Source organism: Candidatus Avelusimicrobium sp. (assembly GCF_051874775.1).
Classification (GTDB): Bacteria; Elusimicrobiota; Elusimicrobia; order Elusimicrobiales; family Elusimicrobiaceae; genus Avelusimicrobium.
Map to the genome: position 1 here is coordinate 1 of NZ_JBJEGE010000013.1, position 2,747 is coordinate 2,747.

The following is a 2,747-nucleotide window of genomic DNA, read 5'->3' on the forward strand; positions in this document are numbered from 1 at the left end:
ACTGTACATTCCTCCACTGCTCGTATATTAACAGACTGCTCTTCCCTTTCAAGTATCCCATAAATACCGCTCGCATAATTTACGCAGTATTTTCCCTATCTCCGCCCTCTTTTGTTTATAAAATACCTGCCGTCTGTATTTCGGCGCACACACAATGTGATAGTTGCAGTTCCAACTCGTATATGATAATTTATTTATGTCATTGTCCATATCAATGACCTCCTTTTGCTTGATTGCCTGCTACTACAGGCAATCTATTCTAGCAAAAGGAGTTTTTCTTGCTGACTCACCGGTTAACCTTTACTGAAGCACCGGCCTAGCCGGTAGTTTTCAGCAGACAAAAAACCCCGCTCGTTTGAGCGGGGTTCATTTGCAAAAGAGAACAACTATTTGTGCGAAACAAATACGCCAGGTCCCATCGTGGAGCTAAGCGAAATGCTTCTGACGTAAACACCTTTAGAGGTGCTGGGTTTTACGCGCAGAATGGTGTCCATAACAGCTTTTGCATTTTCGACCAATTTAGCGGCATCAAAAGATGCTTGACCGATAATAGCGTGTACGATACCGTAGGCATCGGCTTTAAATTTAATACGGCCTGCTTTCAGTTCCTTAATAGTGTTAGCTAAGTCAAACGTAACAGTACCGCTTTTTGAGGTTGGCATTAAACCGCGGGGCCCCAAGATCTTGGCAACTTTGCCCAAATCTTTCATCGTGTCCGGCGTGGCAACCAAAACGTCAAAGTCGATTTTACCTTTAACTACTTCTTCTACAATATCTTCAACACCTACTCTGTCTGCGCCGGCTTGTTGTGCTTCCTGTGCGTGTTCGCCTTTAGCGATAACAGCGATACGTTTCGTCTTACCCGTACCGTGCGGCAAAACAACAGTAGTGTGAACCAGCTGATCAGACTTCTTGGTATCAATGCCCAGTTTGACGTGGATTTCAATCGTTTCGTTGAATTTGGCTTTGGCATTATCTTTTACGATTTGAACGCCTTCTTCCAACGTGTAAACTTTGGCTTTATCGTACGCTTTTTGAGCTGCTTCCATTCTTTTTCCCATCTTAAATACTCCTTAGGTTCTAGCGGGCGTTGTCGCCCTCCCTTTGTTTAAATTTATTTTACTACATCCACACCCATACTGCGGCAGGTGCCTTTTACCATCTCGGCGGCCTGTTTGATATCTTTCGTGTTTAAATCGGGCAGTTTCTGCGCCGCGATTTTTTCGCACTGGGCTTGGGTGATCTTGCCGACTTTATCTTTGTGCGGAGCGCCGGAACCTTTTGCAAGGCCCAACTCCTTAATAATCAGCACGGCCATAGGCGGCATTTTGGTAATGAAGGAGAAAGAGCGGTCCTCGTAAACCGTAATGACGACCGGAATTTTAATACCTTTTTCCAATTTAGCCGTTTTGGCGTTGAACTGTTTGCAGAATTCCATAATGTTTACACCGTGCTGGCCCAATGCCGGACCTACGGGCGGAGCGGGGTTAGCCGCACCGGCGGGAATCTGCAATTTGATGTAACCTTTAATTTTTTTCTCTTTTGCCATTTTGTTGTTACTCCGTATTTTTTACTGCTTACTGCGGTAAAATCTAGTTTTTCTCCACTTGGAGGAAGTCTACTTCTACGGGGGTAGAACGGTCAAACACTGTAACCATTACTTTGAGTTTGTTCTTCTGTTCGTTAACGTCTTCTACCACTCCGATAAAATGCTTAAACGGTCCTTCCGTAATGCGGACGCTTTCGCCGCGTTCGAATTCCACCACGTGTTTGGGTTTGCCGGAAGTATTATCTGTAAGTTCCACAATACCGGCAATTTCTTCTTCCGGTAAAGGAACCGGATTGGGATCGCCCAAGAAACCGGTTACACCCGTAATGCTTTTGATAAACCAATACGCTTCGCTGGTCATATTCATTTCCACCAGCACGTAACCCGGGAAAAATTTCCGTTTGCGCAAAATTTTCTTGTTCTGTTTGACTTCAACAACTTCTTCGGTGGGAACCAAGACTTGAAAAACGCGATCACCGAAACCTTGAATTTCGATGTTAAGCAGGATTTTTTCTCTTACTTTATCCTCGTGCCCCGTCTGGGTATGCACGACGTACCAAGCTTTCTCTTCCATTAACGACCCCCGATTACCGCGCCCAACACTTCCGTCAGGCCGAAATCAATAACGCCCACATATACTGCCACAAGCGCTACAACAATCGCTACCAGAATAGTGGATTGCACCACTTCCTGTCTGGAAAGCCAGGTGGATTTTCTTAATTCGCCATAAGACTGTTTAAGAAAATTGATTGCTTTATTCATAGAAATATATCCGTTTTCCTTGGTATAAAACCTGGCAGGAGCGGAAGGACTCGAACCTTCAGTCCCGGTTTTGGAGACCGGTGGTTTACCAGTTAACCGACGCTCCCACAAAAAATCTTAGGCTTTGCCTTCTTTATGAGTGGTGCTCTTCCCGCATTTTTTGCAGAATTTATTGAGCTCCAATTTGTATTCTTTCTTTTTGCCGCGCACTTGGTAGTAGTTCTTATTTTTGCATTCGGTGCAAATCAGTGCGATCGTAATTCTTTCACTTGCCATCTTAAGTATCCTTGGGTTACGGGATAAAATCCCTTAAGTTGCGTCCGTTCACGATATCTGCGGGGGCGCCTTACACGCCCCCGCAACAGTATGAACTAAACAATTTTACTACTCAATAATTTTGGTAACGACGCCGGCGCCTACCGTATGACCGCCTTCG

General features: G+C 44.9%; 5 protein-coding genes, 1 tRNA gene and 1 pseudogene. All 7 read right to left on the reverse strand.

What is annotated here, in order from left to right:
* Nucleotides 1–210: pseudogene (locus ACI351_RS03175) on the reverse strand (transposase); the annotation flags it as partial.
* 176 nt (nt 211–386) lie between these two features.
* The gene (gene rplA, locus ACI351_RS03180; protein ID WP_439733816.1) at nt 387–1,061 is read right to left on the reverse strand and encodes a 50S ribosomal protein L1; all 675 of its coding nucleotides are present in this window, start codon (nt 1,059–1,061) and stop codon (nt 387–389) included.
* A gap of 53 nt (nt 1,062–1,114) precedes the next feature.
* Entirely contained in the window at nt 1,115–1,549 is a 435-nt protein-coding gene (rplK, locus tag ACI351_RS03185; protein ID WP_439726984.1) for a 50S ribosomal protein L11, read from the reverse strand.
* A 43-nt stretch (nt 1,550–1,592) separates the two neighbouring features.
* Complete coding sequence (nusG, locus tag ACI351_RS03190) at nt 1,593–2,123, reverse strand: transcription termination/antitermination protein NusG (RefSeq protein WP_439733817.1); 531 nt, start codon at nt 2,121–2,123, stop codon at nt 1,593–1,595.
* The gene (gene secE, locus ACI351_RS03195; RefSeq protein WP_439733818.1) at nt 2,123–2,311 is read right to left on the reverse strand and encodes a preprotein translocase subunit SecE; all 189 of its coding nucleotides are present in this window, start codon (nt 2,309–2,311) and stop codon (nt 2,123–2,125) included. The genes nusG and secE overlap by 1 nt, the downstream gene beginning before the upstream one ends.
* Before the next feature lie 32 nt (nt 2,312–2,343).
* Nucleotides 2,344–2,418 (reverse strand) — tRNA-Trp (locus ACI351_RS03200).
* 10 nt (nt 2,419–2,428) lie between these two features.
* Nucleotides 2,429–2,587 (reverse strand): 50S ribosomal protein L33, encoded by a 159-nt coding sequence (gene rpmG / locus ACI351_RS03205; RefSeq protein WP_439726981.1) that lies wholly within the window; start codon nt 2,585–2,587, stop codon nt 2,429–2,431.
* Nucleotides 2,588–2,747: the final 160 nt, after the last annotated feature.

Bases quoted from the DNA above. Each gene is read 5' to 3' on its own strand.
- nusG (WP_439733817.1), bottom strand. From the start codon at position 2,123: ATGGAAGAGAAAGCTTGGTACGTCGTGCATACCCAGACGGGGCACGAG.
- secE (WP_439733818.1), bottom strand. From the start codon at position 2,311: ATGAATAAAGCAATCAATTTTCTTAAACAGTCTTATGGCGAATTAAGA.
- rplK (WP_439726984.1), bottom strand. From the start codon at position 1,549: ATGGCAAAAGAGAAAAAAATTAAAGGTTACATCAAATTGCAGATTCCC.
- rplA (WP_439733816.1), bottom strand. From the start codon at position 1,061: ATGGGAAAAAGAATGGAAGCAGCTCAAAAAGCGTACGATAAAGCCAAA.
- rpmG (WP_439726981.1), bottom strand. From the start codon at position 2,587: ATGGCAAGTGAAAGAATTACGATCGCACTGATTTGCACCGAATGCAAA.